This is a genomic window from Pseudomonas arcuscaelestis, assembly GCF_016881005.1.
Classification (GTDB): Bacteria; Pseudomonadota; Gammaproteobacteria; order Pseudomonadales; family Pseudomonadaceae; genus Aquipseudomonas; species Aquipseudomonas arcuscaelestis.
Genome location: NZ_JACOPV010000004.1, coordinates 115,352 through 137,987, shown reverse-complemented (window position 1 = coordinate 137,987; position 22,636 = coordinate 115,352). Strand labels below are relative to the sequence as shown.

Here is a 22,636-nt window from a genome sequence, read left to right as displayed (position 1 = left end):
GGGTATTTACGCTCGGCTTGGTCACATCGGAAACAGGTCGATGGCTGAGATACTGGTCAAAGCCCGGTGAGGATGATACTGCTCTCTCGGCGTCAGCTTCTTCGATGTGTGCGCTTGAAGATGGGCTTCAACGACACCGTTGACCGACAGGAAAAATAGCTCTAGAGCGCTGATCGCAGTTCCTTGCTGATCCAGGTAGAAATACGACATGTACCCTGCGCCGTCCCTATCGTGAATGACGTATTCCTTCCTCAGTTGGTACGAGGAGTCAAGACCGATGATTTCATCCGGCAACACCTGATAAGTGTCATGGTCGAATTCTTTGTGATGTCCTGGATGCGGATAGGAATGGAACCATGCGTTGATCCTACCCAATGTAGGCGCGTTGAACATGAAAAGGTAGGTGCGAAACTTCCAGCTGAAAGCCTCGAATGATTGGAAATATCTGATCACATCGTTAAACCCTTTCTTGTTGATTGAGGTTTTCACCTCGATCACCGCAAGCACGGCCTCAGTGGGGACGACGACCAACTGGCCCGCTCGGTAAAAAGGCGCGAATCGGTGCGAATCGTAAATGATGATGTCGCACTGCTTTGACAGCCAACCATCGGGGCTGATGATGAAGCCCTCCTCAACACTTACCCCGCGAGGTAGGTGCTCCTGGAGGAATTCTCGCAGCACCGCTTCAGCCAAGGCGCCGGTCGTGGGGTTGTGTTTGGTGATGTAGACCTTTGCTTGCTGAATCTTGCTGTGGAGCTGCTGGGTCAAATGATCGAAGTATTTGCTCAAAACGGAAAACATCCTGTGGTCGCGCTGGAAGCGTCTGGAATACCAATCATGAAACGACACTCCGGCGCGGCTCAGTACGTCCTGAAACTCGCTCAGGGGGCAATCCGAAGCAGGAATATCGATGTGCCTTGCGTCTGTATGCGATCCCGCCGTGGCTAACCTATCCGAATGCAGCACCAACAGGGCACCGGGAAAGATCACGAGCAAAGAAATAGTCTGTACTGGCTTCAATAGCAGCTTCGTTGATCCACGCCACCTCCCCAATGGACAGCAGCTCAACGGCGGCAACAGGCTTAGTAGGCCCGTACCACAGGCATGCCGTAGGACTGAGGGGCAACATTGACATACGCTTAGCATTGTCCGGCACGATGAACTCCCCCTCCATGGCACGCAGGATATTCCAGTTTGAGTCTCCCATAGCCTTCGCTGCTTGGGCTACATGCAGCCTGATACTCGGACTAGCCAAGAATCTGCCGGCTATCTTGAAGTCGCCTTGGATGGTGCTGATGCCTTCTTTTTCCAGCTGCTCTTGCTCATCCTTGGTGTACACACGTGACAGTCCGAGAAAATTCTCCATGTAAATGGACTGATCCTCAACCCTGTCCTGCTTGTGAATTGCGCGAATATTCCACAGACAATAGAACTCATTGATGACTGTTAAGTCGGCCTCTTTGAACGACACTAGGTCATCATCAAGAATCCGACCAGCAAGAGCCTGAAAGTCGTCTTCGACCTTTTTCATGAAACCCGATTCCGCCTGCTGATCCCAAGCCCTTTCAGCACAGAAAATCTCATTAGACGGCTTCGCCTGGATGACCCTGTCTAGGGATTTGAGGAACAGCTCAACGTTGCCTTTCTGCCCAGCGAAACGGGCAATGCTTGTTTTGGGGAATGTGTGCTGCTTGACAGTAAGGCGATGGGGATTGCCCTTCTGAGTAGGTTCGTAGGTCACGACGTCATCCTCATGTCTTTATGCAGGCTTTAGCCGCGAGCACTCATGGCGGGGCATTATGACAACGGTATGAAGTAAACTCCCAGATAAAACCCGACCAGCGGCATCTCCAATCACTTGGATTCAGCTGCCTCCCAGACTACACCGGTTTCGACGACAGTTAGGTCGTGAGCAGGACGAAGCCGCGATTGGACGCTCGAGCGGGCCCTCGGCAGGATTGCTGCGTATCGGTAGGCAAAAGCAATTTATTGGTTGCCGGTAGCCAACGCGGATTCGTAAAGTTCTAAACCATGGACTGGCCAACGTGAGGAGATGATATGGATGACGAATCGCTACCGATGCTCGACCCGCAGCTAGAGGACATCCAGTGGCCGGCAGACTTCTCCGGCCAGAAGCTGTTTATCCAGGGTGAGGATTGGCAGTACAACGCGATGCTGAACTGGTCTCACTTTCGCGCCGACCTCTATGCTTTTGCATACAAAGATGCCGCTGACGGTCTCGTAGAGGCTATGGCAAATCGTCAGGTGCCTTTGGATAGCGGCATTTACCCTTTGCTCTTTCTATACCGCCACTCCCTGGAGCTGCAGTTCAAGCTGATGCTAAAGAGTGCTCGCGCTCTGACAGGCAAAGAGCCCAAGAACTACGACAAGCATCCGTTGATGCCTCTGTGGTCGGAATTGCGTCATCTGCTCAAGGACTTGGGTCTAGAGCGCTCAGACGCCAACGCTACTGCTGTTCACGAGTTCATTCGTCAGTTGGACGACGTTGACCCAGACTCGATGGCATTTCGGTACGCGACGACCAACAGTGGTAAAGACCACCTCCCGGATGTTACCCACATCAATATCCGCCACTTGCGTGAGGTACTCAACAGTGTGTTCGTTTGGCTAAACGGTACGTACAGCTGGATTGGAGAGATGGAGCAAGGTCAACCTGGCGACTAATCACGCGAGGCGTGATGCCCGGACGGATAAGCTCTGCCTGCTACGCGTCGATTTACCTCCACTTGAGGTTCCTCAGGGACTGACGTAGGTGAAGGAACGTGCCACAAGGTGCGCTTGTTCATCTCCCTTCGGCGTTAGAGGAGTGGTCGCGTGATCCAGACTAGCTTCACCAGCGTTTGCGGCACTTTCTGCGTGACGGATCAGCCTGACGTGCTTCATCAACTAGATGCCTGCCCAGTGTCTACCCTCGCCTAAGAATACACCGCAGCCTCGAGAAGGGATCGCTGATGTTCTGCAGACTTATGTATTCCAATATTTTTGGACTGTGCTTCTGGCAATGCCTAGCTTTTCAGCGATTGTTTTCCTGTCGAAACCTTGCGCTTTCAAGGCTCGAATGTAATCCGCATTAAGCGGCTGCTTAGGCTTACCCTGGGAGCGCTTGATGAGCTTTCCATCACTGAATTGCTCCTCTACCAACTGCCACCCTCCGGACATCTCGAATTCCCTGATTTGCAAGGCAGTACGTTGCAAAACCTCCGAAGGGAGTTCCTCACCTTGGGCCGCTATGGCTAGGGTGACCATGGTCAGCAGATCGAGACCGAGGTGGTCAGCGATTTCATCGAGCTTCTCCAGCGTCGGATTCGCTCGTGCCTGCTCTAGCATACCGACATACGTCCTATGGGTTGCCCCTGCCAGTTCGTCGTAGTTCAGCCCCTGGTGGGCTCGAGCTCCGCGCAATGCCCCTGCCAGCGCTTCTTTCAGATGCATGAGTCGGATCCTCAAAAGCGAGGATAGAGCCATGCGATGTGCATTCCGATAAACAGAGCATACTGATATTATCGTGGCGCACAACCAAATTGCATGTCTCTGCTCGGGCACTGCTAGGTCGGGTTTGCCTGATGGGGGTGGAGCACAGGAGGGCTTTAGTGTTTGTGGGCGCGGAGACAGAACGACGCCTCTGTTCACATCGAAGACTAAGGAGCGGAAGCGATAGGCGAGTTGGATGAACTAAGACTCGGAGCTGTGTTTCCTGAGTGTTTCAGCACCGACAGCAAAAGCCCGATGTGATTTAGGCGACTCTGAGTGCCCTGCGCATTCATGTTGCCTGCAGTAATGCACGGAGTAATTTTTCTAATAGGAGATTTAGAAAATATGTTTGTAGATTGTCTAAAAATGTCTGGGAACCTTGAAGATATTCGTGTCTTCAAGCAAAACAGTGACGATATTGAAGTTATTATGAAGATTGACGGCGTCGTAATTCCTAACATAATCGTCCCTATTTCCCTTTTCGAGGAGATTGAGAAAGGACGGCACTGGGAGTTTTATGGCATCTTCAAAAAGTCAAAGGATAAAGTGAAGAACAAAGGGATAATTTACGCGATTAAGCCAGCTGGCGGCAGTATCAAGTCCGTAACAAAACTCCGCTTCACTGTGCCGGGAATGATGGCCTTCGGTGCAATCCTCGCTTATGCACTTACTTATATTCTCACCTGGGCTGTAGCCATCATGCCGATGGCCGCTAAAGCCGATAATATTCCCGAAGCATTCGGACATATACACGACTTGGCTTTGCTCGTTGCGATGCTTCCTGTCCTGTTCTTCTTGAGTTGCGCCGTGAATTTCATACGTAAAACTGGGAATCTCGAAGCGTGGCCTGCTACTGCGCCAAGTGTCGTCATTGAGCGATTCAGTAAACTCCATAAATAATGCAGCATGTGGCGCATAGGTGCCCCTTGTATGTGCTTCAAGGACGCGTTGGTTTGCCCTCCACCCCATCTGCAGCGCCAGTAGTGGGTGCGAGCGGAGCGCGCAAGCCGGCACGGCTGAAGGCGTGAGGATGAAAGCCCGTAGGGCCGAAACGTGGCTTGCCACGGTTCGGTTCACGACAGCCCTCCGCCAGCGGCGGCACGCCACTACCGCAGCCCAGCTTCAACCGACCTGAAAGAGACTGAAATGACCCACGATGAACTCCGAAAGCTTGAGCGCACTAGGCGGAGAGCGCTATGGGAGATTGCCAGATTCCTTCCAGGTGACCCCGAGGCAGCTGACGCCTTAGCCATCCTTGATGACCTCGACGACCAGCAGCGAAGCGGCACGCCTACAATGGGTGAGTCACTCGAACTCAATGAAGTTCGTGCCTCTGTCCCGGTGCAGCATCACAACTGCGGCATCGATATCGTCTTGGAAATAACCATTCCTCAGCCATGGAGGGAGCGTTTCCAGCAGGCGAGCATCGGTTCGACACGGGTGGTCGAAGGGCCTTACGCCACGGACTGGGATAAATTCCTGGCTAGGTGGGAAGCAGAGATGCGGCACCTGGAGCAGCATAGAGCCGTGAGAAACAAACCTGTAATAGATTGAGGGGGCTACAGGCATGGCACAAGACGACGATGACACTGTGTATTGCGACATTCAGATGCCGGTGGCCCAGGGACGGGAGCTGCTGGAGCTAGTGAGCGCATTGCGAAAGTCTAAAGCGCATCCAAGTCTCGATAGAGTCTTCGAACACATGCAGTACGAGCTCAGCACCTCAATCGATATCGTCGAAAACCCACCTACGTGGGGGCCTTATTGCCAGTGAGCCGAACTACGCCGCTTACAACCCCAGATCAGCCTCAACCTTTATACCGCGAAGCTTTCTAGGAAGTGCATTCGGGGGGCACCATTCAAGTGCTTTTGAGATGCACAGATGCCAGATCTCAACCTGGACATAAAGGACATCATCAGCCGTGTCCAGAGGCATCAACCCACGTGGCTTCAGCACCTGCTTAAGAACGTTGATGACGCCCCGAGGGTAACGACCGCGCCCTTGAGCATCTGAAACTGCCGCGTACCGGAAGCGACCGGCATCACGATAGCCGTCAGCGACGATTTTCAGCCGTTTTCGTAGTTCCTTTTTGCTCAGCCTAGGCGCGACTGTCCACCAGATGAGTTCCACCTCTTCTAGATCCATTCCCTCTGGCGGGATGTCACCGTAATCTTCGTACTGCTCAAGCGGAACCGGACGAGCCTTTCTGTTTTGTAGGGACATCAAAGCGCTGCGTCCCAGGCATCCATCGCCTCACCCACAGTCGCGTACCAGTGGAACTCTGTGTTCTGGAAGGCGCTAGCGACTTGCCTGTTTATATTGCCGTCAACCCAAGGCGGAAGACTTTCAGTCCCCCCAGAGAACAGGCTAGTTGCCGCGACAACGAATCGACTTGTGCTCACGCACTTCAGGCACGTGTAGCGTACAGCTGCACCGCTGGGTAACCGACGCCAGGCAACCACCTCAATACAGTCCAGGACGCCCTGTCGAGGCTCTACAAACGGATCCGACTCCTGTGCCACCTCGAAGTCGGTGATTACCTTCAACGGCGCGTTAGGAGCTCCTGGCTTGTGAACCAGATGTTTCAGCTCTTCGCGTGCTGTGATTATCTGTTCGCGAAACTCTTGAGGGTCGATGGACATGCCGCCTTCGGGCGTCACCTTGAGGGTTTTGAGGCTGTTCGCAGCAGCGATGAAGTCACGCTCTCGCGTTTTCTCCGACTCCGAACGGCGGTCGGGATTGATAAGGTTCCAGAGTCCTGTGAGGAGCTTCAAGGCATTATCCTCGGGAGAGGTTGCGGCTGTAGTTACTGCGATCATACGGCAACCTCCGAATGGACTTCACTCGCCACCACAAAAGTCAGGCTTTACAGCCAGCCATATTGAGGAACCGTAGGTCGGCGAGGCTCTCCATCAGAGTTGATCCGGGATCAGCCTCCAGGCATCGAGCACCGGGGATATCTCATCGAGCGGGCGTAAAAAAACCGGCCATGAGGCCGGTCATTTCACTGGGTGTCGCTGAAGATCAGACTGATACAGGTGCAGAGATATGCGGGTGCGGATCGTAGCCCACCACCTCGAAGTCTTCGAACTTGTAGTCGTAGATGGATGCTGGCTTACGAAGCAACTTCAGCTCAGGCAACTGACGTGGCGCACGTGCGATCTGAGTCTTCACTTGCTCCATGTGGTTGGAATAGATATGGACATCGCTGAGCGAAATTACGATCTCACCAACGTCGAGGTCGCACTGTTGGGCGAGCATGTGCGTCAGGCACGCCAGGGATGCCGTGTTGTATGGGAGCCCCAAGAAGCTATCTGACGACCGAATGAACAGGTGCGCTGACAGCTTATTATCCACGACATAGAATTGATAAAGCAGGTGGCACGGAGGCAGCGCCATCTTGCCTTGACGGGCATTTTCCTGAGGGCTCACCTTCTCGTCCGGCAGGTATTCCACGTTCCAACCATGGAACAGGATTCGCCGACTATTCGGGTTGGTCTTCAGGGCATTAACGACGTAGTCGATCTGATTGATCGTCCCGCCATCCTTGGTTGGCCAAGCAGTCCACTGCTTGCCGTAGACTGGCCCGAGGCCACCTTCTTCGGTGGCCCACTCGTTCCAAATCTTAACGCCATTCTCATTGAGCCATTTAACGTTAGTATCGCCGCCAAGAAACCAAATAAGCTCATTAACAATACTTTTAAAGTGCAACTTCTTCGTTGTAAGCAAAGGAAAGCCTTTCGACAGGTCGTGTCGATACTGCCTCCCAAAGACACTAATAGTACCGGTGCCGGTTCGGTCACCTTTGACCGCACCATTCTCAAGAACATCAGTCAGTAAGTCCAGATAGCTTTTCATGCAATTTTCTCCGCCTGGGCTGCTTCCAGGATACTGATCACTTGCTTGAGTTTATCAATTTCTTTTTGAGAGTCCAAGAGCCGCTTGTTGGCATCAGCCAAAAGGCTTTTATAGGTATCTCTTGAACCAATCATATCTTGATACTTCTGCTCATTAGTCTGAGCAGCATCGTCAGCTATTTTAGCCTCCGTAAACCAGTGAAGAACCTCGACCCTAGCAGCTTCCAACTTATCAGTAAGCACTACAAGAGGATCAACTGGCTTCTTGTTTGAGACCTTCTTGCGCAAAAATTCGATTCGGCGATTCTCCTTGATAATTTCAAGGCGCTCCAAAGGCCAAACACGCATGCGGATAGTATTGCGATGCATACCAGTCATACGGCTAAGCTCAGCAACAGTCGCCTTCATAGAGTCGTCCGCTGCGATATTAAGAAGCGCTTCGGCCAACAACTCTGTGTACTGATCAAAATCTTCTTTATTCTTCTGATCGAATGCCCGTGGATCAGACATCTCAGAGCTCCTCTTCCAGCAACTGAAGGACGCCATAAGCTTCCTCCATCGCGGCTTTGTTCTGCGCATGTGTGTGTGCATACGCTGGATTGCCGAGCATCGCCTTGTTCTGGTAATAAACGTCTCGCCAAGCCGGCGCGTTGGCCTTGCTGACGATGGCATTCTGGCAACGGTTAGGGTTACAACGAAGCCCGCCAATGCAAGGTAGGGAACTGTCGAACTCATCCGCGCCGCCACCATAACAGAAGCCAGAGCCCACGTTGATAACCGCAATGTGCTGGTCGAGCATAGCCTCAAAAATATCGTCCTTGGTGTGCCCAGAGGCCATGTAACCTCGGAAAACCTTCCTGAGGCTTTCCCTATGGGCCTCAGCATTCACGCCTGCGTAGCTGCCGTCAGGGTCGAAGCGCTGTTGAATGCTTTCAATTTCCGCATCCTGACGAAGCGACCTACCTTTCGTCTTCCGGGCACCACCACCCTTGGATATTCGGTCGGCAATCTCGCCATAGAGCAGGGTGGTCTTACTAAACCCGCGATCTGAATGCCCCACACCTACGATCTCACCGAAGTGCTTAAGCTGGTGAGAGATAAACGGCAGACCCAAGTCGGCACGATAAAGCTGATAAGCCAAGGTATGGCGCATCATGTAGGCGTTGAAGTCAAGCTCCTCAAAAGTCTCCGGCGGCAAGATACGCTCGAAAAATTTTTCCAGTGTGAGCTTGGTTGCGCCGGCAGAAAATGGCTTCCCTTGCTCCCCAAAAGCGACCGTATCCACATTCGAAAAGATATAGTCGTTGTTCTTGTATTTACTGATTAACTGACACACCCGAACAGCATCACGAACAATGGGGATGGCGAGCCAAAAATCATCAAACAACTCAACAAGATTGTCCTGGTGCTTGCTCACATTGCTTGCCAACACCCAGTAGCGGCCATCAGGGCGAAGGCTAGAACTAGCGAGCAGCTCTGCATATTCAGACGGACGCATCCCTGTGTACTGGCCAATAATGTAGAGGCACGAATAGTTGACGAAATTCATATACAACCTGAATTCATCATTAAATGGCGAGCCGGTGATTTTTGCATATTGCCTAACCGCATAGTTAGCATTCATCGAGAACAGGTTGCTTGAACCCATGACATCACTGTCCAATAACCTAGAGGCTTCCTCCTTCGAGAAGCCCTTATTCACCAGCCGATTATAGACATACAGGTTAAATTTCAGCGGGTTCAACCCATTCATTTGCGCAGGAAAATAATCTTTTGCGTTGCGGCGTTTGAGGCTGGCAGTATCAATTACGTTCTCACCCATAGCATCCAAAAAGTCGACAATGGATAGCGAGGCCATTTGAGATGAAATTTCGAAGACGGTGTTTGGTAATACTTGGGACTTTTTTTCAGCATCCTTTGCAGGGCGATGTTTACCACCAAGGACTTTCCACTTTAACTTGGTAAAGTCCACGAGTGGTAGGTTTGCACCGAACACGTTCGCTTGCAGATAGCCTGACTTTAGTAGCTTGAAAAGCTTTTCAGTGTTCCCATCGTATACATAATCAAAATCCTCCGCAGCTGCTGCATAAAAATGCGCAGATAAACATTGAATTGAGATCAGCTCACGATCAACGTGCTCTTTTCCAAGTTCAATAGCAGCGACGGAATAAACCTTATCCAAAAACCGAAGCCCGCACTCATAGTCAGTGATCAACGAATTGGGCTTTGGCGGTTTCTTGTTTGCACTGACGGATTGACCCTCCGCTGGAACTCCACTCAGCGCCTTGAGAATGATCATGAACGCAGCTTTAAGCTCAAGGATCGCCAACTCTGGAATGTTGGGGTACTTCGTAAAATCAATCCGAAGCTTGGATCCACGAATATAACGGGATGCATTTGGGTAATCCGCATTGAAGTCCCAGACCCCGTCCAGGAATTCAGAGAGTTCAGATACCTGCAAGGCATTGAGATAGGCCAGAAAAGCCAAGGCTTCCTGCTGCTCGCTCTCTTCTTCAGAAGCAATAGCCGCTCCCTGTAGCAAAAACAAGCTAAAGCGAAACTTCGAAAACGTTAACAGGGTGGAGAAATTCGTTTGTTCCATCATCACATCCCCACCCCATCAACCAGCACAGTTGTATCTACAAACTCGGAAAGACGACGGCCTTCGGCCAATTCCTTAGGAGTAAAATCAGAGTTTGAGTTGAGGATGCCATCCAACAGAGCCAAGTTTTCGCGCACTACGCGGCCATAGGGTGTGTCCATGATCCGAGATACCTCCATAAGCTTAAGGTAGTCCCGCTCCATCGCGAACAGCTCCGGCAAACTAGACGCAGTGAGCAAAACGTTCTCACATCCTAGGCACATGTTGTACAGCGCACATGGGCTACCAGGTACATAGGTACTCAGTTTTTTGATGAACTCTGGCGGGTTGAAAATATTACGACAGCTCGCCAGCGGCGTTTTGAAAACTACCTGAGGCCCATCGAGATTCACGACGTCGATCAGGTTGGCCTCAGCATCCTTGTTCGGGCCCTGATCAAACGCCTCGGCTGCCGACTCATGGAGTTCCCTGAGCGCCACATCCAGTTTGGAGCGTGCGATGTGGTTGAAGTCCATACGATCCAGGTAGGCTAGGGTAGTCTCGATATGTTTGTGGCCCAAAATCAGCTGGATCTCGCGGACGGGTACGTCCCGCTCCACCAGTTCGCTGATGAAGCTAGGGCGCAGCCGGGAAGGCGAAAGGCTCAACGGCTGACCAGAGCTGTCCAGTAGGGCTTTACGCTTAGAATATGCTGCGAAGACTACCCCCAAGGCCCCGTCCTTCGCAGTTGCAAAAGATTTGATCTCAAGAAAGCTGATCCGCGCACTGGACTGCCAGATGAATAGCTTGTCGCGCACGGCCTCGGGAGCAGACTCGCGCAGCGAAGCTGTCAGTGCTTTAACGTCTTCAAACACTTTGGCAACAGCCCTGGATTGAGCAGTGGTAAGCCAGGTGATATCAGCCTCAAAAATATCAAGGTGCATCACCTTTCCACCCTCGGAGCGCTCTTTCCAGTACCTCAGGCAGGGGCGACCGGTAAGCGGGTGCCTAGGCTCATAATCATCCACATCAAGAAGCTTGATTGAGTCAGCGTTCAACCCGGTGACTTGGGCGAGCTTAATGGCATACGGAGCAATAACGGTCGAATCGATTCGGTAGTGAGCACCCCAACCTTCCACCACCTCCCGCAGGCTGACGCCAGAACGCTTAACGAGTCGAAGAAAACCTAAAACATAAGGATCGTCACTATCCTTCTGATCGTAGCCAGCATGAGAACAGCTCAGCTTGTTCTCAAAAATCCAACGAGCACTGTCGAGGGTGTTGAGGCCTGGCTTCAAGCGCCCATCCTTGCAGAGAGGATCCTCACCAATGCCGCTCTTCTGATACGGCTGAGAAAGGGTGTTGTAGTGCAGGATATCCTCTTCAACGCTCTCAGAAATACGAACACGCTCGGCGCTCGAATAGGGACGGTACTGATCAGTGACGCGGTCAGCATCGAATCCTTGGCAGTTGATGAAATCTGATCCCGTGTAACCTTTGATGTTTTTAATGGTCGTCAAGGTGATCCGGGCGGCGCTAATCAAGGTATTGGCGGAGACTGGAGAAAGGTCACCCGCAACAATCTGCCGCTCAAGGTACGAGCGAAACAGAGGGAGGATAAATGGATCAAGAAACTCAGTCAGCGGCTCCATTCCCCTGAAGCCACGCCCAACAAGGAGCTTGGTGAACCATCTAAACCCCTCATGGTAATTGCTAGCTCCTGAGTCGCTGGTAGTCCCCAGAGAAGCGGTCGCAAACGCATGTTTCAGATCGTTGAATGGCCTATCTTCAGAAGATTTCTCGAGGTCGTCCAAGGTAGCGAAATCAAGCATTTTGAGGCGTTTGAAATCCACAAGAGCACTCTCCTGCGGCACAAACTCTTCCTTGGACTCAATTCGTTCCTTAACGGTCATGTAATCCGTTGAGGCCACGCCCAGGAATTGAAGATCCAGATTGATTTCATCGTACGCAAGACGGACGCCTTCATACTGACTGAAGCCATGCTTGATCGACTCAAGCCCCACAATCGGCTCAACAGCCTTTGTGAGACTAAGTTTGTTGCCGTAAATGGGCAACTCGAGCTTTTCTTCTTGGGAAAGAGACTTGTACCAGCCCAACAACTTCAAACGCCAGTTGCAGCCAGCAGCGGTTTCTCCCTGGTGAATAACACCATCAATGAGCATGTTAAGGATGAGTTTCTGCTCTGCAAGCTCGAACATCTCGATTGATGGATCGAGATCCTTACTAGCAATATAGGACTCACTCAGCATGAGTGGAGCGTACTTCCCACTGGAATCGTCGGCGAGCTCGACTTGGTAGTAATTGAGCGGATTTTCTTCCAGCTCTCTAAGCCACCTGATGATCTTGCCACTTTCAACTGCACGTACTGAAATATTCATTTCTTATCTCCCAACCTGATCTTCAATGTCGTCTGCGCAGCAAGATCCGCCATGCTTTTTGCCTTGGTCGAAACTTCTCCCGTGTTCGGGCAAACCAGATGAAAAATATCCTGTGGCAACCTGGTATAAATCCCTGTCGTGGATGCGTCTTCGTGGCCGAGGGATTTCTGCGCCATTAGAAGTTTGTCGAGGTAGTTATCGCCAAAGTCTGGGCTAATCAAAATCGCATACGCATGGCCATGACGAAGCTTATGTGGCGAGACCATACGCTCAAGTCGCTTGCTCTTAACGGCACGCTTAGAAAGTCGCTCAAGCAGTTTGCTAATAGCGTCAGGATTGAAAGGTCGTCCCTCTGAATTGAAGAAGCAGGGAGTTACATCCGCACTTTCGTAACGGCGAGCGTGCTTCTTGAATAAAGGAGAAGCGTGGTAACGCTTAATACGCTCGAGCACAGCTCGACTCACGATTGAGTATCGCGGTTTGAACTCCTTACCACGCCCCTTGCTTCCATCAATATACAGCGGGCAATAATCAGGATGCACCCAATCAAGTGCGTCATCTGGAACAAAGTTAGCTTGAGCGAACCCCAAAGCCTTATTCACGGCCCCTAGGGTGACCCTACCAACTTCACTTCGACGCAAGCCCACATCAAAGATAGTTTGGATTAGGCAACGCTCCCTCTCGCTACTGGCATACTCAATAAGCGCTTTGAGCTCCCGCATGGAACAGGGATATACCAAATCTTTCTTCGGAGGCGGCGAAAGAAATCCACCGGCATAAGGATTGTCCTCCCGCACAGCAGATCGTTGTTTACCTGCAACACACAAGAAATCGTTGAACAGGGCCATATAACAAGCATCCCTGTTACGGATAGTAGTTGAGGTCAAACTATCAACTTCGCGCAAGTGGGAATAGTAGCGCTGAATGTTGTGCTTACTTACGGCAAGAAGTATTTCGTCATAGGACGAGCTTTTGAAAGTAGGCGTGCCTTTCATGTGCTCGAGAAGGTAACCAATGTTACGCCCGTACGTCTCGGCGGACAGGGCCGCTAGGTTGGCACTGCGTACTGCGTAGGTCAGGTACTCGCTTACAAGCGGGACTAACCTCTCTTCTGAATCGAACAGCCCCACCGCAGTCACAGACACCTGGTCTGCCACTGTAGGCCCATCCTCGTTGAGCATCGACCCACCCAGGTCGAGCAACTGCTTCTCTTTGACTACAACCTTCACCGACTACCCCTTTTTGAAGGCCGCCCATCCTATGCAGAATGTGCAGCTTGTCAAGGTCAAGATGAAGTCGCATGAAAGACAAATTTTTTAGGCTAGGAACACGTACTGTGCGCTTTTTCCTACGTCCGATAAAAGGCCCAGGTCGTTGGAACGAATGTAGAGGGTCAGGGAAATTTCCTTGGTCTCCACGTTCGGGTGGAACTGGTACAGCAAGTGGCACGGTGGCAAGGCCATTTCATCCAGCTGGGCGCAGTTCCAGCCATGGAACAGAATGCGGCGGCTGCCTGGATCCTTATGGATGGTGTCGATGCACTGGCGAATCTGGTCGATGGCCTTGTACAGCACCACAAAGGCTTCGCCGTCTTCTTCAGATTCGGCGATTTTCTGGAAGCCCTGGCTCTGCGCCAGTTCGATGGCTGCAGGGTTGCTCAGCGGGATACGTTTGTAGGCCGGCCATTGGCGCCATTGCACACCGTAGATCTCGCCGAGGTCGTCATGCCCCTGGCGGAACGGGTTGGCCAGCCATTGAGCGTTTTCGTTGGCGTTCTGATCCCAGACCTTGCAGCCCAGTTCACGGAACTCACCGGCATTCTTCACGCCACGCAGGAAGCCGACCATTTCACCGACCGCCGACTTGAACGCCAGCTTGCGGGTGGTAATGGCCGGAAAGCCTTTCTGCAGGTCGAAGCGCAGCATGGCGCCGGGTAGGCTGATAGTGCGGATACCGGTACGGTTACCCTGCAGGGTGCCGTTTTCGATGACGTCACGGACCAGATCTAGATACTGTTTCATGGCTTACCTGTAGCAAAGACGGCAGGGGATTGCCCTGCCGTGGAAAATCAAACGGCGGCCTTGGCCGTGGGTTTACGGTTGTAGGCCCACCAGATCAGGAAGATGCCACCGACAATCATCGGCACGCAGAGCAACTGACCCATGGTCAACCAGCCGAAGGCAATGTAGCCAAGCTGGGCATCGGGTACCCGCACGAATTCCACGATGAAGCGGAAGATCCCGTAGAACAGCGCGAACATGCCGGATACGGCCATGGTCGGGCGCGGCTTGCGCGAGTACAGCCAAAGGATCAGGAATAATGCCACACCTTCCAGGGCGAACTGGTAGAGCTGCGACGGGTGACGCGGCAACTGCGCCGGATCACTGAATGGCGGAAAGACCATGGCCCACGGCACATCGGTCGCCTTGCCCCACAGTTCGGCATTGATGAAGTTGCCGATACGCCCTGCTCCAAGGCCAATCGGCACCAGCGGCGCGACGAAGTCCATGAGTTCGAAGAATGATTTGTTGTTGCGCTTGCCGAACCACAAGGCGGCAAGCATCACGCCGATAAAGCCACCGTGGAACGACATGCCGCCCTTCCACACTTCGAAGATCAAGGCCGGGTTGGCGAGGTAGGCGTTCAGGTCGTAGAACAGCACGTAGCCCAGGCGCCCACCGACGATCACGCCCATGGACAGCCAGAACACCAGGTCCGAAAGCTTTTCGCGGTTCCAGGTCGGATCGAAACGGTTCAACCGACGCGAGGCCAGCAGCCAGGCGCCGCCGATGCCGATCAGGTACATCAACCCATACCAATGGATTTTCAGCGGTCCCAGGGCAACGGCCACGGGATCAATCTGCGGGTAAGGCAGCATGGTGACTCCTCTCGTTAAAGCAAAAAGCTTAGGCCGACGCAGAACAGCAGCGCGGCGAACAGCCGCTTGAGCAAGCGTGGCGACAGTTTGTGCGCCAGACGCGCGCCGAAGCGGGCAAAAAACATACTGGTCAGGGCGATCCCGAGCAGTGCGGGCAGGTAGACAAAGCCCAGGCTATGCGCGGGCAGGTGCGGGTCGTGCCAGCCCAACCAGATAAAACTCAGGGCGCTGGCCACTGCAATCGGAAAACCACAGGCCGACGAGGTTGCCACAGCTTGCTGCATGGGCAGGCTTCGCCAGGTAAGAAACGGCACGGTCAATGAACCACCGCCAATACCGAAAATCGCCGACGCCCAGCCAACCACGCTACCGGCAGCGGTGAGTCCGGCCTTGCCGGGAACACCGCGACTGGCCTTGGGCTTGAGGTCCAGGGCCATTTGCACGGCGATCACCAAGGCGAACACACCAATGATCTTCTGCAGCATCGGCCCCTGGATCAGCGAAGCTGTCTTGGCCCCAATACCGGCGCCGACCAGGATTCCCAGTGTCATCCAGACGAAAATCGGCCACTGCACCGCACCCTTGCGATGATGCTCGCGTATGGCATTGATCGAGGTGAAGACAATGGTTGCCAGCGAAGTACCCACGGCCAGGTGAGTCAGCACCGAGGCATCGAAACCCTGAAGCGTGAAACTGAACACCAGCACCGGTACGATGATGATGCCGCCGCCCACCCCAAACAGCCCGGCCAACACGCCCGCACAGGCTCCCAGCAGTAAATAGAGTACGAATTCCATTGTCGCCCCCGTCAATTCAGTCCGGCATGGTAACGGAAGGGAGGCCTGTGGCTCTAGTGAAGACACATTTGGACGATGGATCAGCGCAGGCGCTATCGGTAGAGTGAACAAAAACACAGAGGACAACCTATGTGCTTGATCGTCTTCGCCTGGCGACCTGGGCATGACCAGCCGCTGATCGTCGCGGCCAACCGCGATGAGTTCTACGCCCGCCCCAGCCGCATGCTGGCCGCCTGGGACGATGCGCCGGGAGTGTATGCCGGACGCGATCTGGAAGCCGGCGGCACCTGGCTGGGCGTCGGTCCAACTGGGCGTTTTGCCGCGTTGACCAATATTCGCGACCCACAGGCAGCCCTGGGCACACGCTCCAGGGGAGAGCTGGTAGCAGCCTTCCTGCGCGCAGAGCTGGGCGTTGAGGCCTACCTGGATCAGGTTGCCAGCCGCAGCCAGCAGTACTCGGGGTTCAATCTGCTGGTCGGCGATAGCACCACGTTGGGCTACCTCAACGCTCGTGAGGCGCAGGTACAACTGCTGGACGGCGGCGTCTACGGTTTGTCCAACGCCGGGCTGGACACGGCCTGGCCGAAGCTGATCAAGGCGCGTGCTGGCTTGCAGCAGCACCTTGCTGATCCACAACCCGAGCAACTGCTGGCATTGCTTGGCGACAGCGCGCAAGCAGCGGACAGTGATCTGCCGGAAACCGGTGTAGGGCTCGGCACCGAGCGTTTACTGTCGAGCGTGTTCATTGCCAGCCAGAACTACGGGACGCGGGCCAGCACGGTGTTGATTGTCGGGGCGGACGGTCGGCGGCGCCTGGTCGAACGCAGTTTCGGGCCGTTTGGAGGGCATCTGGGAGAGGTGGATCTGCAGATTTGATGCTATCGCGGGGCTCGCCCCGCGATTAAATCTCAAAGACTCTTCGCGGATCCCGGATTGATCATCCGAGCCAGCCCCAGATTTTTCAGGGCCAGTTGCAACGAACTGTGGATAACTTGCGGGTTGTCGATACCCATGGCCTGGGCCAGCAATTCCTTGGATTTACTCATGCTGACCTGGCGCAGCATCCACTTGACCTTCGGCAGGTTGGTGGCGTTCATCGACAAGCTGTCAAAGCCCATCGCCATGAGCAGCACTGCAGCCGCCGGATCACCGGCCATTTCGCCACAGATACTCACAGGCTTGCCTTCGGCATGAGCATCGCGCACCACAGACTGCAAGGCTTGCAGCACCGCAGGGTGCAGATAGTCGTAAAGGTCGGCAACGCGCGGGTTGTTACGGTCTACCGCCAGCAGGTACTGAGTCAGGTCGTTGGAGCCGACGGAGAGAAAGTCCACCTGGCGGGCCAGCTCACGGGTCTGATACACCGCAGCCGGAATCTCGATCATTACCCCTACAGGCGGCATGGGCACGTCAGTGCCTTCATCACGCACTTCACCCCAGGCGCGGTGGATTAGGTGCAGGGCTTCTTCGAGCTCATGAATGCCGGAAATCATCGGCAGCAGAATGCGCAGGTTGTTCAAGCCTTCACTGGCCTTGAGCATGGCGCGGGTCTGCACCAGGAAGATTTCCGGGTGATCCAGGGTTACCCGGATACCCCGCCAGCCAAGGAAGGGGTTGTCTTCCTTGATCGGGAAATAGGAAAGTGCCTTGTCGCCACCGATGTCCAGGCTACGCATGGTCACCGGCAAAGGATGGAAGGCGGCGAGTTGCTCGCGGTAAATCGCCAGCTGCTCTTTTTCACTGGGGAAGCGCTGGTTGATCATGAACGGCACTTCGGTACGGTACAGGCCGACCCCCTCGGCGCCACGCTGCTGGGCGCGGGCCACATCGGCGAGCAGGCCGGTATTCACCCAGAGCGGCATGCGGTGCCCGTCGAGGGTAATGCACGGCAGTTCGCGCAAGGCATCGAGGCCCTGGGCAAGCTGGCGTTCTTCTTCGACGACTTCGGCATACTGCTTGCGCAGCACGTCGCTGGGGTTGGTGTAGACATCGCCCTTGTAGCCATCGACGATCATGTCGATGCCGTCGACCTTCGAATACGGCAGGTCGACCAGGCCCATTACCGTTGGGATACCCATGGCCCGGGCCAGGATCGCCACATGGGAGTTACCCGAACCCAGTACCGAGACCAGGCCCACCAGCTTGCCTTCTGGCACTTCGCCAAGCATCGCCGGGGTCAGTTCTTCACTGATAAGAATGGTGTTGTCGGGATAGACCAGCGTCTGCTGCCTTGCTTCCTGGAGGTAGGCCAGCAGACGCCGGCCCAGATCCTTCACATCGGAAGCCCTCTCGCGCAGGTAGGCGTCGTCCATCAATTCAAAGCGGTTGACGTGCTCGCCCACCACTTGGCGCAAAGCGCCCTGGGCCCATTGGCCGGTCTTGATCACCTGCACCACTTCGCCGCCCAGGGCCGCGTCTTCGAGCATCATCAGGTAGACGTCGAACAACGCACGCTCTTCCGGGCGCAATTGTGTGGCAAGTTTGGCGGAGAGGTTGCGCATATCGGCGCGTACCCCTTCCAGGGCGTTATTGAAGAGCTTGAGTTCGGCGTCGATATCTTCGACGGTCTTGTCCGGCACTACGTCCAGATCGGCCGGCGGCAGCATGACCACCGCCTTGCCCACGGCGGCGCCGGGCGAACCGGGCACACCAACAAACTTTGCTTCCTGAATACCCTTGCCCTGACGACCCAGGCCGCGGATAGAGCCGGTGGCTTCGGCATGGGCAATAACCCCAGCCAACTGCGCGCTCATGGTTACCAGGAAGGCTTCTTCACCCTCATCGAACTGACGCCGCTCTTTTTGCTGAATGACCAGAACCCCAACCACACGCCGGTGGTGGATGATCGGTGCACCGAGGAACGAGGCAAACCGCTCTTCACCGGTTTCGGCGAAGTAGCGATAACGCGGGTGGTCGGCGGCGTTCTCCAGGTTGAGCGGCTCTTCACGCGTGCCGACCAGACCGACCAGGCCCTCGTTGGGGGCCATGCTGACTTTGCCGATAGAGCGCTTGTTCAAGCCCTCGGTAGCCATCAACACGAAACGATTGGTTTCGGGGTCGAGCAGGTACACCGAACAGACCTGACTGCCCATGGCTTCTTTGACGCGCAACACAATGATCCCCAACGCCGTCTTGAGATCCTTGGCGGAGTTAACTTCCTGGACGATCTTGCGCAGCGTATTGAGCATGGCTCGGGGTCGAACTCCGTCGTCAGTCGCGCGCCAACAGGCGCGGGGCAAGCTCTTTGAGAGCGCGGCGGTAAACCTCGCGCTTGAATGTCACCACCTGGCCAAGCGGATACCAATAGCTGACCCAGCGCCAGCCATCGAACTCCGGCTTCCCGGTCAGGTCCATCCGCACCCGCTGCTCATTGGAGACCAGGCGCAGGAGAAACCATTTCTGCTTCTGGCCGATACACAGCGGTTGGCTGTGCGTGCGGACCAGGCGTTGGGGTAAACGATAACGCAACCAGCCGCGGGTGCAGGCAAGAATTTCAACATCATCTCGCTCAAGCCCTACTTCTTCGTTCAGCTCGCGGTACAAGGCATCTTCCGGCGTCTCTTCAGGGTTGATTCCACCCTGGGGAAACTGCCAGGCATCCTGGTTGATCCGCCGAGCCCATAGCACCTGCCCAAGATCATTCGTCAGAATGATCCCGACATTGGGGCGAAAACCATCGGGGTCGATCACGGCAGCAACCTCGTAAACGCATGTCACCGCATTGTTCCACAAAGGTCACAAGGCCAGCAACGCGCCTGTTTACCTTATGTGCACCGATGTGAAAAGTCCGTATTCTGTGGGACTTTTCAGATGTTATGCGAGTGACTTAAATGCGCCTGGCTTTATTCGATCTGGACAACACCCTACTTGGCGGCGACAGCGACCACGCCTGGGGCGACTATCTGTGCGAGCGCGGCATTCTCGACCCGGTGGCCTACAAGAACCGTAACGACGAGTTCTACCAGGACTACCTGGCCGGCAAGCTGGACCTCAATGCCTACCTGGAATTTACCCTGGAGATTCTGGCCAATACCGAAATGGCCCAACTCGACGAATGGCATCGCGACTTCATGCGCGACTGCGTCGAGCCGATCGTCCAGCCCAAAGCCCTGGCCCTGCTGAAAAAGCATCGCGATGCAGGCGACAAACTGGTCATCATCACTGCCACCAACCGTTTTATTACCGGGCCGATTGCCAAACGCCTGGACGTGGAAACCCTGCTGGCTACCGAATGCGAGATGGCTGATGGTCGCTACACCGGCCGCAGCACCGACGTGCCGTGCTTCCGTGAAGGCAAGGTTACCCGGCTCAATCGCTGGCTCGAGGAAAATGACCTGAACCTTGAGGGCAGTTACTTCTACAGCGACTCGATGAACGATCTGCCGCTACTGGAGCAGGTCGCCAACCCAGTCGCCGTCGATCCAGACCCTAATCTGCGCGCAGAAGCCGAAAAACGCGGATGGCCAGTGATCAGCCTGCGCGATTGATCGCATTGCAGGAACGGGCTTGCCCCGCGACTTTCAGGCCACAAAGGCCTCTTCGCAGTGCAAGCCCGCTCCCACAGGGTTACTTGATCAGACCGGCTTGGCGCCCATCAGGCCGGCGATGGCGATGAAGCAAACACAGCTGAACACTGCCAACGCCAGGGTAAATTTCGGGTTACCCGCAGTCGGCGCGGTGCGCAGGCGATTGACCCTGGCCAGCAGCCAGAACCAGCTGAAGGCACCGAAGGTATAGATCACGCTGGAGCCCAGTACCCAGGTCTGGCCCAATGGCCAACCGATCAGGTGTATCAGCCACCAGCCAGTGAACGGCAAGCTCACCAGGCAGATGCCCATCAACAGCCAGACAAACACCAGCGGACGCTGCATCAGCCGGCTCGCGGCTGCCGCGTCGCCTTTGCGGCGCGCAAGCCACGTCCATATCGCCAAGCCAAGGGCACTGCCCAGCAGCAGCACGGTGGCCGCGACGTGCAGGGCCTTGAGAGTCGTCAGGTATTCCATGTCATTGCTTCCTTGTGGGCTGTTCTGAGCGTAGCCGCTCAGCCCAGGAACAGCCGGTATGCAGGGTTATCAGTTTCGTCCCAATACGGGTAACCGATCTTGGCCAGGGCGGCTGGGACCAGGTGGCGCTCATCATCCGGAACTTGCAGGCCGGCGACCACGCGACCATCGGCCGCGCCATGGTTGCGGTAATGGAACATGGAAATATTCCAGCGCCCGCCCAGCTTGTTAAGGAAGTTGAACAAGGCACCTGGGCGCTCGGGGAACTCGAAACGCAGTACCAGTTCATCACTGACCCGCGCCGCATGGCCACCGACCATATGTCGGATATGCAGCTTGGCCAGTTCGTTGTCGGTCAGGTCGAGTACCGGGAAGCCTTGCTCGGTCAGACTCTGGATCAGGGCGCTGCGCGGGTCGGTGTCTGGATGGGTCTGCACGCCGACAAAGATGTGCGCCTCGCCATCGGCATGGTAGCGATAGTTGAATTCGGTGATCTGACGCTTGCCGATGGCCTCGCAGAACGCCTTGAAACTGCCCGGCTGCTCGGGGATGGTCACCGCAATAATTGCTTCGCGCCCTTCTCCCAACTCGGCACGCTCGGCAACATGGCGCAAGCGATCGAAGTTGACGTTGGCGCCGGAGTCGATTGCCACCAGGGTCTGGCCACTGCTGCCGTTTAGTTCGACGTATTTCTTGATCCCGGCCACACCCAAAGCCCCGGCAGGCTCGGTGATCGAGCGGGTATCGTCGTAGATATCCTTGATGGCCGCACAGATTTCGTCTGTGCTGACAGTCACCACCTCATCGACATAGGATTTGCAGATGTCGAAGGTGTGCTGACCGATCTGGGCCACCGCCACGCCGTCGGCGAACAGCCCGACCTGCGGCAGAATTACGCGCTCGCCCGCTGCCATGGCGGCTTGCAGGCAGTTGGAGTCGTCTGGCTCGACACCGATGACTTTGATTTCAGGACGCAGGTATTTCACGTAGGCAGCGATACCGGCAATCAAGCCACCACCACCGACCGGAACGAAGATCGCATCCAATTGGCCTGGGTGCTGGCGCAGGATCTCCATGGCCACCGTACCCTGGCCGGCAATGGTGTGCGGGTCGTCGTAGGGATGGATATAGACAAAGCCCTTCTCATCCACCAGCTTGAGCGAGTAGGCCAGCGCCTCAGGGAACGAGTCGCCATGCAGCACTACCTTGCCTCCACGCGAACGGACGCCTTCGATCTTGATTTCAGGAGTAGTCTTGGGCATGACGATGGTCGCCTTGATCCCCAGCTCCCGTGCCGCCAGGGCTACACCCTGGGCGTGATTGCCAGCCGAGGCGGTGACCACACCACGGGCCAGCTCTTCAGGAGAAAGCTGCGCCAGCTTGTTGTAGGCACCCCGAATCTTGAACGAGAACACTGGCTGCAAGTCTTCGCGTTTGAGCAATATGTTGTTGCCCAGACGCTTGCTCAGTTGGCCGGCGGTCTGCAATGGGGTTTCGACGGCTACGTCGTAAACGCGCGAGGTGAGGATCTTCTTGACGTACTGTTCGAGCATCGGGAAAGCATCACTGGGCGGTTGGGCGGGGTTTGCGAGTCTACCCCAGCGCCCTGTCGGGCGACCACAGCAAGT

The 22,636-nt window shown here is 55.0% G+C and carries 22 protein-coding genes and 2 pseudogenes; 6 read left to right on the top strand and 18 right to left on the bottom strand.

The features are described from left to right. Nucleotides 1-21: 21 nt before the first annotated feature. On the bottom strand, nt 22-1,020 hold the full coding sequence (locus tag H8F21_RS06990; protein ID WP_178110585.1) for a DUF6602 domain-containing protein: 999 nt from the start codon (nt 1,018-1,020) through the stop codon (nt 22-24). Beyond that, nucleotides 950-1,741 (bottom strand): DUF4238 domain-containing protein, encoded by a 792-nt coding sequence (locus H8F21_RS06985; protein ID WP_106115696.1) that lies wholly within the window; start codon nt 1,739-1,741, stop codon nt 950-952. Before H8F21_RS06985 ends, H8F21_RS06990 begins: the two co-directional genes overlap by 71 nt. A 317-nt stretch (nt 1,742-2,058) precedes the next feature. Here H8F21_RS06985 and H8F21_RS06980 point away from each other — a divergent pair, with 317 nt between their 5' ends. Next, the gene (locus H8F21_RS06980; RefSeq protein ID WP_232251859.1) at nt 2,059-2,685 is read left to right on the top strand and encodes a hypothetical protein; all 627 of its coding nucleotides are present in this window, start codon (nt 2,059-2,061) and stop codon (nt 2,683-2,685) included. 84 nt (nt 2,686-2,769) lie between these two features. On the opposite strand, the pseudogene H8F21_RS06975 reads toward H8F21_RS06980, so the two are convergent. Further along, nucleotides 2,770-2,904 (bottom strand): annotated as a pseudogene (locus H8F21_RS06975) (histidine phosphatase family protein); the annotation flags it as partial. An 81-nt stretch (nt 2,905-2,985) separates the two neighbouring features. After that, nucleotides 2,986-3,453: a helix-turn-helix domain-containing protein gene (locus H8F21_RS06970; protein WP_106115695.1), complete on the bottom strand. Its 468-nt coding sequence runs from the start codon at nt 3,451-3,453 to the stop codon at nt 2,986-2,988. 330 nt (nt 3,454-3,783) lie between these two features. Between H8F21_RS06970 and H8F21_RS06965 the strand changes: the two genes are divergently transcribed. The 3 genes from H8F21_RS06965 to H8F21_RS29525 all read left to right on the top strand — a co-directional run bounded on the left by H8F21_RS06965 (nt 3,784) and on the right by H8F21_RS29525 (nt 5,266). Next, nucleotides 3,784-4,392 (top strand): hypothetical protein, encoded by a 609-nt coding sequence (locus H8F21_RS06965; RefSeq protein ID WP_146118199.1) that lies wholly within the window; start codon nt 3,784-3,786, stop codon nt 4,390-4,392. Between the two features lie 246 nt (nt 4,393-4,638). Next, complete coding sequence (locus tag H8F21_RS06960) at nt 4,639-5,046, top strand: hypothetical protein (protein ID WP_106115694.1); 408 nt, start codon at nt 4,639-4,641, stop codon at nt 5,044-5,046. 13 nt (nt 5,047-5,059) lie between these two features. Next, nucleotides 5,060-5,266 carry a hypothetical protein gene (locus H8F21_RS29525; RefSeq protein WP_106115693.1) on the top strand — a complete coding sequence of 69 codons (207 nt, stop codon included), beginning with the start codon at nt 5,060-5,062 and terminating at the stop codon, nt 5,264-5,266. Nucleotides 5,267-5,281: 15 nt separating this feature from the next. Here the strand turns inward: H8F21_RS29525 and H8F21_RS06955 are convergent, their stop codons facing one another. The 10 genes and pseudogenes from H8F21_RS06955 to H8F21_RS06910 form a co-directional block, all read right to left on the bottom strand. Further along, entirely contained in the window at nt 5,282-5,716 is a 435-nt protein-coding gene (locus H8F21_RS06955; protein ID WP_106115692.1) for a hypothetical protein, read from the bottom strand. Further along, nucleotides 5,716-6,312, bottom strand: a complete 597-nt coding sequence (locus H8F21_RS06950; RefSeq protein WP_232251858.1) for a hypothetical protein — start codon at nt 6,310-6,312, stop codon at nt 5,716-5,718. The genes H8F21_RS06955 and H8F21_RS06950 overlap by 1 nt, the downstream gene beginning before the upstream one ends. 205 nt (nt 6,313-6,517) lie before the next feature. Further along, nucleotides 6,518-7,351 carry a thymidylate synthase gene (locus H8F21_RS06945; protein ID WP_106115691.1) on the bottom strand — a complete coding sequence of 278 codons (834 nt, stop codon included), beginning with the start codon at nt 7,349-7,351 and terminating at the stop codon, nt 6,518-6,520. Continuing rightward, nucleotides 7,348-7,860: a hypothetical protein gene (locus H8F21_RS06940; protein ID WP_105753629.1), complete on the bottom strand. Its 513-nt coding sequence runs from the start codon at nt 7,858-7,860 to the stop codon at nt 7,348-7,350. Before H8F21_RS06940 ends, H8F21_RS06945 begins: the two co-directional genes overlap by 4 nt. Nucleotide 7,861: 1 nt before the next feature. Then, a complete protein-coding gene (locus tag H8F21_RS06935; protein ID WP_169918538.1) occupies nt 7,862-9,955 on the bottom strand; it encodes a tyrosine-type recombinase/integrase in 2,094 nt (697 codons plus the stop codon). Further along, nucleotides 9,955-12,330 carry a tyrosine-type recombinase/integrase gene (locus tag H8F21_RS06930; RefSeq protein WP_105753627.1) on the bottom strand — a complete coding sequence of 792 codons (2,376 nt, stop codon included), beginning with the start codon at nt 12,328-12,330 and terminating at the stop codon, nt 9,955-9,957. Before H8F21_RS06930 ends, H8F21_RS06935 begins: the two co-directional genes overlap by 1 nt. After that, nucleotides 12,327-13,559: a tyrosine-type recombinase/integrase gene (locus tag H8F21_RS06925; protein ID WP_279923731.1), complete on the bottom strand. Its 1,233-nt coding sequence runs from the start codon at nt 13,557-13,559 to the stop codon at nt 12,327-12,329. The genes H8F21_RS06930 and H8F21_RS06925 overlap by 4 nt, the downstream gene beginning before the upstream one ends. Nucleotides 13,560-13,691: 132 nt before the next feature. After that, nucleotides 13,692-14,351: pseudogene (gene thyA / locus H8F21_RS06920) on the bottom strand (thymidylate synthase); the annotation flags it as partial. 47 nt (nt 14,352-14,398) lie between these two features. Beyond that, entirely contained in the window at nt 14,399-15,208 is an 810-nt protein-coding gene (gene lgt, locus H8F21_RS06915; RefSeq protein ID WP_203480992.1) for a prolipoprotein diacylglyceryl transferase, read from the bottom strand. A gap of 14 nt (nt 15,209-15,222) precedes the next feature. After that, complete coding sequence (locus H8F21_RS06910) at nt 15,223-16,005, bottom strand: sulfite exporter TauE/SafE family protein (protein WP_203480994.1); 783 nt, start codon at nt 16,003-16,005, stop codon at nt 15,223-15,225. Between the two features lie 129 nt (nt 16,006-16,134). Here H8F21_RS06910 and H8F21_RS06905 point away from each other — a divergent pair, with 129 nt between their 5' ends. Further along, the gene (locus H8F21_RS06905) at nt 16,135-16,881 is read left to right on the top strand and encodes an NRDE family protein (protein ID WP_203481003.1); all 747 of its coding nucleotides are present in this window, start codon (nt 16,135-16,137) and stop codon (nt 16,879-16,881) included. A gap of 32 nt (nt 16,882-16,913) precedes the next feature. Here the strand turns inward: H8F21_RS06905 and ptsP are convergent, their stop codons facing one another. Continuing rightward, nucleotides 16,914-19,193, bottom strand: coding sequence for a phosphoenolpyruvate--protein phosphotransferase (gene ptsP, locus H8F21_RS06900; RefSeq protein WP_203481005.1), 2,280 nt, complete (start codon nt 19,191-19,193; stop codon nt 16,914-16,916). A 22-nt stretch (nt 19,194-19,215) separates the two neighbouring features. Beyond that, complete coding sequence (locus tag H8F21_RS06895) at nt 19,216-19,695, bottom strand: RNA pyrophosphohydrolase (protein WP_010222140.1); 480 nt, start codon at nt 19,693-19,695, stop codon at nt 19,216-19,218. Nucleotides 19,696-19,835: 140 nt separating this feature from the next. Here H8F21_RS06895 and H8F21_RS06890 point away from each other — a divergent pair, with 140 nt between their 5' ends. Further along, nucleotides 19,836-20,492 (top strand): histidinol-phosphatase, encoded by a 657-nt coding sequence (locus H8F21_RS06890; RefSeq protein WP_203481007.1) that lies wholly within the window; start codon nt 19,836-19,838, stop codon nt 20,490-20,492. An 87-nt stretch (nt 20,493-20,579) separates the two neighbouring features. On the opposite strand, the gene H8F21_RS06885 is transcribed toward H8F21_RS06890, so the two are convergent. Together H8F21_RS06885 and ilvA are read right to left on the bottom strand one after the other, a co-directional pair. Beyond that, nucleotides 20,580-21,008 carry a DUF2269 domain-containing protein gene (locus tag H8F21_RS06885; RefSeq protein ID WP_203481009.1) on the bottom strand — a complete coding sequence of 143 codons (429 nt, stop codon included), beginning with the start codon at nt 21,006-21,008 and terminating at the stop codon, nt 20,580-20,582. 38 nt (nt 21,009-21,046) lie between these two features. Beyond that, nucleotides 21,047-22,561: a threonine ammonia-lyase, biosynthetic gene (ilvA, locus tag H8F21_RS06880; RefSeq protein WP_203481011.1), complete on the bottom strand. Its 1,515-nt coding sequence runs from the start codon at nt 22,559-22,561 to the stop codon at nt 21,047-21,049. Nucleotides 22,562-22,636: the final 75 nt, after the last annotated feature.

Excerpts from the sequence above, each read along its gene's own strand:
- ptsP (WP_203481005.1), bottom strand. The coding sequence starts at position 19,193 with ATGCTCAATACGCTGCGCAAGATCGTCCAGGAAGTTAACTCCGCCAAG.
- H8F21_RS06940 (WP_105753629.1), bottom strand. The coding sequence starts at position 7,860 with ATGTCTGATCCACGGGCATTCGATCAGAAGAATAAAGAAGATTTTGAT.
- H8F21_RS06905 (WP_203481003.1), top strand. The coding sequence starts at position 16,135 with ATGTGCTTGATCGTCTTCGCCTGGCGACCTGGGCATGACCAGCCGCTG.
- H8F21_RS06885 (WP_203481009.1), bottom strand. The coding sequence starts at position 21,008 with ATGGAATACCTGACGACTCTCAAGGCCCTGCACGTCGCGGCCACCGTG.
- lgt (WP_203480992.1), bottom strand. The coding sequence starts at position 15,208 with ATGCTGCCTTACCCGCAGATTGATCCCGTGGCCGTTGCCCTGGGACCG.
- H8F21_RS06910 (WP_203480994.1), bottom strand. The coding sequence starts at position 16,005 with ATGGAATTCGTACTCTATTTACTGCTGGGAGCCTGTGCGGGCGTGTTG.
- H8F21_RS06890 (WP_203481007.1), top strand. The coding sequence starts at position 19,836 with ATGCGCCTGGCTTTATTCGATCTGGACAACACCCTACTTGGCGGCGAC.
- H8F21_RS06955 (WP_106115692.1), bottom strand. The coding sequence starts at position 5,716 with ATGTCCCTACAAAACAGAAAGGCTCGTCCGGTTCCGCTTGAGCAGTAC.
- H8F21_RS06945 (WP_106115691.1), bottom strand. The coding sequence starts at position 7,351 with ATGAAAAGCTATCTGGACTTACTGACTGATGTTCTTGAGAATGGTGCG.
- H8F21_RS06935 (WP_169918538.1), bottom strand. The coding sequence starts at position 9,955 with ATGATGGAACAAACGAATTTCTCCACCCTGTTAACGTTTTCGAAGTTT.
- H8F21_RS06980 (WP_232251859.1), top strand. The coding sequence starts at position 2,059 with ATGGATGACGAATCGCTACCGATGCTCGACCCGCAGCTAGAGGACATC.
- H8F21_RS06960 (WP_106115694.1), top strand. The coding sequence starts at position 4,639 with ATGACCCACGATGAACTCCGAAAGCTTGAGCGCACTAGGCGGAGAGCG.
- H8F21_RS06950 (WP_232251858.1), bottom strand. The coding sequence starts at position 6,312 with ATGATCGCAGTAACTACAGCCGCAACCTCTCCCGAGGATAATGCCTTG.
- H8F21_RS06965 (WP_146118199.1), top strand. The coding sequence starts at position 3,784 with ATGTTGCCTGCAGTAATGCACGGAGTAATTTTTCTAATAGGAGATTTA.
- H8F21_RS29525 (WP_106115693.1), top strand. The coding sequence starts at position 5,060 with ATGGCACAAGACGACGATGACACTGTGTATTGCGACATTCAGATGCCG.
- H8F21_RS06970 (WP_106115695.1), bottom strand. The coding sequence starts at position 3,453 with ATGCATCTGAAAGAAGCGCTGGCAGGGGCATTGCGCGGAGCTCGAGCC.
- H8F21_RS06930 (WP_105753627.1), bottom strand. The coding sequence starts at position 12,330 with ATGAATATTTCAGTACGTGCAGTTGAAAGTGGCAAGATCATCAGGTGG.
- ilvA (WP_203481011.1), bottom strand. The coding sequence starts at position 22,561 with ATGCTCGAACAGTACGTCAAGAAGATCCTCACCTCGCGCGTTTACGAC.